At 39.8% G+C, this 5,042-nt stretch carries 9 protein-coding genes and 1 pseudogene; 1 reads left to right on the forward strand and 9 read right to left on the reverse strand.

The features are described 5' to 3' along the window. From GXP65_RS25160 to GXP65_RS24690, 9 genes are all read right to left on the reverse strand, one after another. Positions 1-202: hypothetical protein (locus GXP65_RS25160; RefSeq protein WP_205455632.1), on the reverse strand; the 202-nt coding region annotated here is incomplete at its 3' end. A gap of 145 nt (positions 203-347) precedes the next feature. Continuing rightward, complete coding sequence (locus GXP65_RS24640; protein WP_054757568.1) at positions 348-692, reverse strand: hypothetical protein; 345 nt, start codon at positions 690-692, stop codon at positions 348-350. A 184-nt stretch (positions 693-876) separates the two neighbouring features. Further along, positions 877-1,245 carry a hypothetical protein gene (locus GXP65_RS25375; RefSeq protein ID WP_240335026.1) on the reverse strand — a complete coding sequence of 123 codons (369 nt, stop codon included), beginning with the start codon at positions 1,243-1,245 and terminating at the stop codon, positions 877-879. 162 nt (positions 1,246-1,407) lie between these two features. Further along, the gene (locus GXP65_RS25380) at positions 1,408-1,827 is read right to left on the reverse strand and encodes a hypothetical protein (protein WP_240335027.1); all 420 of its coding nucleotides are present in this window, start codon (positions 1,825-1,827) and stop codon (positions 1,408-1,410) included. Between the two features lie 142 nt (positions 1,828-1,969). Next, positions 1,970-2,326: a hypothetical protein gene (locus GXP65_RS24655; protein WP_140132497.1), complete on the reverse strand. Its 357-nt coding sequence runs from the start codon at positions 2,324-2,326 to the stop codon at positions 1,970-1,972. 163 nt (positions 2,327-2,489) lie between these two features. Continuing rightward, positions 2,490-2,909 (reverse strand): hypothetical protein, encoded by a 420-nt coding sequence (locus GXP65_RS24665; protein WP_077200592.1) that lies wholly within the window; start codon positions 2,907-2,909, stop codon positions 2,490-2,492. Between the two features lie 206 nt (positions 2,910-3,115). Then, positions 3,116-3,616 (reverse strand): hypothetical protein, encoded by a 501-nt coding sequence (locus GXP65_RS24675; protein ID WP_139125233.1) that lies wholly within the window; start codon positions 3,614-3,616, stop codon positions 3,116-3,118. A gap of 147 nt (positions 3,617-3,763) precedes the next feature. After that, positions 3,764-4,054 carry a hypothetical protein gene (locus GXP65_RS24685; protein ID WP_060531595.1) on the reverse strand — a complete coding sequence of 97 codons (291 nt, stop codon included), beginning with the start codon at positions 4,052-4,054 and terminating at the stop codon, positions 3,764-3,766. Between the two features lie 193 nt (positions 4,055-4,247). Further along, entirely contained in the window at positions 4,248-4,598 is a 351-nt protein-coding gene (locus tag GXP65_RS24690) for a nucleotide pyrophosphohydrolase (protein WP_162093939.1), read from the reverse strand. A gap of 210 nt (positions 4,599-4,808) precedes the next feature. Here GXP65_RS24690 and GXP65_RS24695 point away from each other — a divergent pair. Continuing rightward, positions 4,809-4,988, forward strand: a pseudogene (locus GXP65_RS24695) (hypothetical protein); the annotation flags it as partial. Positions 4,989-5,042: the final 54 nt, after the last annotated feature.

Raw genomic sequence — 5,042 nt, forward strand, 5'->3', positions numbered from 1 at the left:
CGGTTGATGCAGAAAATCGGCTTAAATCTGTGTCCGGTATTTGTTGACCACTACAATTGCTAACGCGACTATCGCCATCCACATACAGCAGTGGCTCTAACACCTTAAGAAAAAACATATTCTTCAGCCAATTTGGAGCATCTTGACTGATAGGTTCATTCTTGTATTCCGGGTCAAACCCAAATCTATGTGAGAACTTCATTGTTTCCTCTTAATACTGCTAACGCCTTGTTAAGGTGTGAGGCACGCAATACCGAAGCCTCCGCATAATACCTTAATCACTAAACCTAACGCATATTAAAAATGCCACGCGTGCTGAATCACTCTTGAACAATTTGTTAAGTGCATTACTCGCCACCTCCACCATCGTTAGGAGTGCAATCATCCGAAGAGTAGTGAGCAAAAGAGGCCACATCAAATCGTTGATTTGCTGGATCATACTTACATTTGTGAGATAAGTACTCTTCGAAACTTTCACTTCTGTGGAAGTCGTATTGCGACAAGTCTACACAATAAATAGCATATGCTAGTGTTACGTGCTTTTTCGATAATTTTGATCTTTCAATTGCATAGTCCACTTCTTCCTTAGAGTATCTAGTCTTTTTTCCATAAAAGAGAAGCAGTGGAATTAACTTTCTTGCAATGTACATAGCCCTACGGTGAAACAACCATGGTTCTATAAGCTTCATCATATCTCTGCTTCCTATTGCAAAAAAATACATGCTATTGAGTCATGTTGACATCGAATGCACTTAACGCTCTGTTAAGGGGTGAGTAACGCAATACAAAAGCCACCGCAAACCGCCTTAATCACTTAAACCAACGCATAGTGAAAATGCCACGCGTTGCGAATCCCTCTTAAACAGTTTGTTATACCTATTTTGCCACGTAATCTTCGTCTATTTCACGAGCGATATTTTCAAAGCTTTTATGGCTCTTTTGCAGATAGAACAAGAATATTCGCGCATCTGACTCTGAAAAATCATTAGCATTTGAACCAGTCAGGTAAGCTTTCACTCGTTTAATACCGTGAAAGTACTCATCAAGTTCGTACTGCGTGTGGTCAGGTAACTCATTCCTTTCTAGCAATGCACTCTGAAAGTTATTGTATGCCTCTTCGATTGACTCAAGCATACTAAGACCAAATGAAACGTTTGAATTGGATGGTGAGTATATTGCTTGTCCTACCTTTTCAAACATATACCCCATTGTTGAGTGAAGAATATCTGCTAGAGGTTTTTCCATAAATTTAGCCCTATGTTGCTCGTCAATTTCTCGAAGTTTGTCGCTGATTAATGCATAGGCATTATTAATACCAGTAAGCTGTGTTTCTACTATCGTCTTGAAATCAACGTCGATGAACTCACTCTCACCCTCGTCGTAGAAACGAGCTAAAGTAAAGCCACCTTAACTCATTGAAATCCGAGAAATGTGGTTAAAGTAAGTAGTTTTCTTAACTCTATTCTTTGTTGGGTGACCTATTGAGGCGTTTCTAACTGCTCTGATACTTTTAAGGTCATCAGACAATTCATATGGAACTTCGAATGCTTCAGACAAATGGTTCATCGCATCTTGCTGAATAAATAACGCCTGCAAAAGTCCATAGGTGTAGATATAAGACAATCCTGCCTCAGTAGGAAAGTCAGATTTAAAATAACTTTTTAGCGCTAACCCTGTATCACCTAGAGTGTCCAAAGAGCTACAGATTTGACTCCAGTTATCTAGCTCTGAGATCAAAACCTTCTGATATCTATGAGTATTTATGTGTTCTCGTACTTCACTTTCGATATCAAAGAACTTAATTAAACCCTCTTCAATATTGGTCATCTATCGCAAGTCCTCTCAATAGGTATAACGCCTTGTTAAGGTGTGAGGCACGCAATACCGAAGCTTCCGCATACCACCTTAACCACTAAAACCAACGCATAGTAAAAATGCCACGCGTGCCGAATCACTCTTGAACAATTTGTTATGCGCTTGAATCACACACGAAATTAACGTCTTCATCGATTAACCGATAACTTGTAACAGCTTTAATGTCGCCACTGCCTCTAACTAGAATATCTAGGCAGTCAAGGTGACCATTATTAACACTTAAAACAGTCTCTGCACCCAGTTCCAAAGCTGAGGATTCAATTAGAGGACCAATAAAGTTTACTGCCTTAGAGTTAGTTACGACATTACCTCGTTTTTCGAAGCATACGATAACACCAGCTCCCGTATATTCACGCTCTGATACAATTAGCTCAGAAATACAGGTGTTTTTGAAGTCATCTGGATAAGAGCTAAAAATAAATTGGATGATAGATTTTTCTAGTTCATTCATTTTACCGACTCACCTTTCTGGCGCATAACGCCCTGTTAAGGTGTGAGCAACGCAATGCCGAAGCCACCGCATACTACCTTAAACACCAAACGCAACGCATGTTGAAAATGCCACGCGTTGCGAATCACTCTTGAACAGTTTGTTAAACGCACATATCACGCGCTTAATTAAATATTGCTCCACGACCTTCTTGAACTGATAGTTCACCGTACTCTATAGCCTGGTTTAATTTTTTGTAAGGCAAATACACGACAATAGAATAGCCAGAAATATGATCAAGATTAACGGCTATTGCATCTGAAAGCTGACCTGAAGGAAGCGTAATACGAACATCGTAAACTACCGCGGTGGTCCTATATTCTCGATTTGCAGCTGCTTTAAGAAAGGCAGAATTGAGCAAATCAATGATCTCGGATGAAGGTGGATATTCGTTCCCTTCAAAGACCGATACATCAACAACGTCTCCAGTTAAAGTCATCGCTGCACCGTATGGATAAAACTCACCATACTCAGCTAACATTTTTTCCGCAAAAGGCAGCACCGAGTCAAATAAGTGTTGTGCGTCTTCTTTCCCTTTACCCAAATTGCCTCCAAAACAAAATGAACTAAAGCATAACAGCAAAGCTATCAAACTCAATTTCACCTGATTAGCCTCCATATGTCGTTTAACGCCCTGTTAAGGTGTGAGCAACGCAATACCAATGCTGCCGCAAACCGCCTTAATCACTAAAACCAACGCATAGTAAAAATGCCACGCGTTGCGAATCACTCTTGAACAGTTTGTTATGTTTATTTTTTCACCAAATCTCGTTCCGAAAGTTTAAGTAGTTTCTTTAGTGCTTCGGAAGAAGTATGTGATACCGACGCGTAATATCGATTTTCAATCCAAAACTCTTGTTCAGGATCATCATTAGCGCACTCATATTCTTCGCCACGAGAATATACTTTTTGCTCAAGATTTAGATAAAGTTGAGATAGAACTGATACAAAATCTTTGGAAAAATATAAATTACCTATCGCTGCGTATTTCTGGATAACACGTTCTGAAACTTCCAACTGACTAGTATCATTACCAAATCGGATTAACCCCTGTTCTGCTCCCATCTGATTACGCTTCGACTCATACCAAGCTGCGATATACTCGACTGATTCGATGACTAAAAAGTACTTTTCTCTTTTATCGTCCCAACGCTTTTCATTTTTATACTTGCGAAATGCAAATACAGCAGCTCCATATGCTGATAACGTCGATAACACCACGGGTAAAAGTAGATCTTGAACAAGTTCCATGTACATCACTTTGATAATAAACATAACGCCCTGTTAAGGTGTGAGCAACGCCATGCTGAAGCTCCCGCATACCACCTTAAACACAAAACGCAACGCATAGCAAAAATGCCAAGCGTTGCGAATCACTCTTAAACAGTTTGTTAGGCATTAGTCCCAACGGTTATAAGTGACTGTAATATGATCAGTCAATGCTTGAGTCACAAAGAAATACCCTACATTACTCTCAATATAGCCAACCTTTGACCAAGGCTTGTTGGGATTGACTTCTAACAAAGAATAATCTTGAAACGAAAGTGGTAATGTTACCTGAAATTCCGATTTACTAATTGCTTGCTCGATAGCCGCTTCGACGTGCTCTAGTGACCAGTCAAAATCAGTATTGCCAGGGAATTCAATCTCATCAGGATGAGTTTGAATAACGAATGTATCATAATGCATTAGTAGCCTCCTTAGTTGACTGAACATAGAATCGTTCAGCCAAATAATTGTAGCTTAAGATGTGAACTCTGATGCCTAACGCCAAATTAAGGTGTGAACAACGCTGCCACCTTACTTAAACCATTGTGCCATAAACACTAAACTTACTTGAAGTGAGGGCGCCGAGCGTTGTGAATCACTCTTAAATTTATTGTTAGTTTTTACTATTTCCACAGAGCTCAGCAATGACTTCACCTGGCGTAACAACACTTGTTAGCAAGTGAGTTATGTCTGGGTCTTCAATAGGTTCAAGAGCATAAACTGGTTTACCGAGACCTAAAGCATAACCAATATCCATTGCTACACTTTTTCCGACGTAACCACCAAAATTTAGAATGTAGGTAATGTCGGCTTCTCTAATGCGCTGCAAGCAACCATTAATACCATTAGCTTGAAGAGGCTCAGAGATAGTAGTTTCAATACCTGCATTGACCAAAGTTTCTCGTATAGCCTGCATCTTTTCTAGATTCTTGAAACTACCTGCAACATAGACAGATTTAGTCATACAACTTCCCTATTTTTGCGTAAATTTTGATGTAAACACTAACGCCCTGCTAAGTGGCTGACAACATAACACAAAATGAAAACAAGCCACCGTAAACACAGAGCAGACTTTGAAGTAAATTCGCCGAGCGTTGGCAGTCCGCCTTAAGCAGTTTGTTATGTTGTGGGGCTAACGGTACAATCGCAAGCCTTACCACAAGGGCTACTTACGATGCTATTTAACAACGATATCGACGAAATGCTTAGCTATTTAGAGCGCTTTTGCAAAGAGCCGCATATAAAAGCACTAGATTGCGTATCAGATGAGCAAATCAACTTGCTTATCGACTTCTTAACGCTAGCCCACAAGCTAAGTTGTGATATTTACGCAACTGGAAACTTAAAAAGTTCTGTAGTGGTTTAATGATCCCGGACACCAAGTTAGGTGGTAAAGTCTCCACCATAA

The sequence above is a fragment of the Vibrio sp. LB10LO1 genome, assembly GCF_010092875.1.
In the GTDB taxonomy this organism is placed as follows: domain Bacteria; phylum Pseudomonadota; class Gammaproteobacteria; order Enterobacterales; family Vibrionaceae; genus Vibrio; species Vibrio campbellii.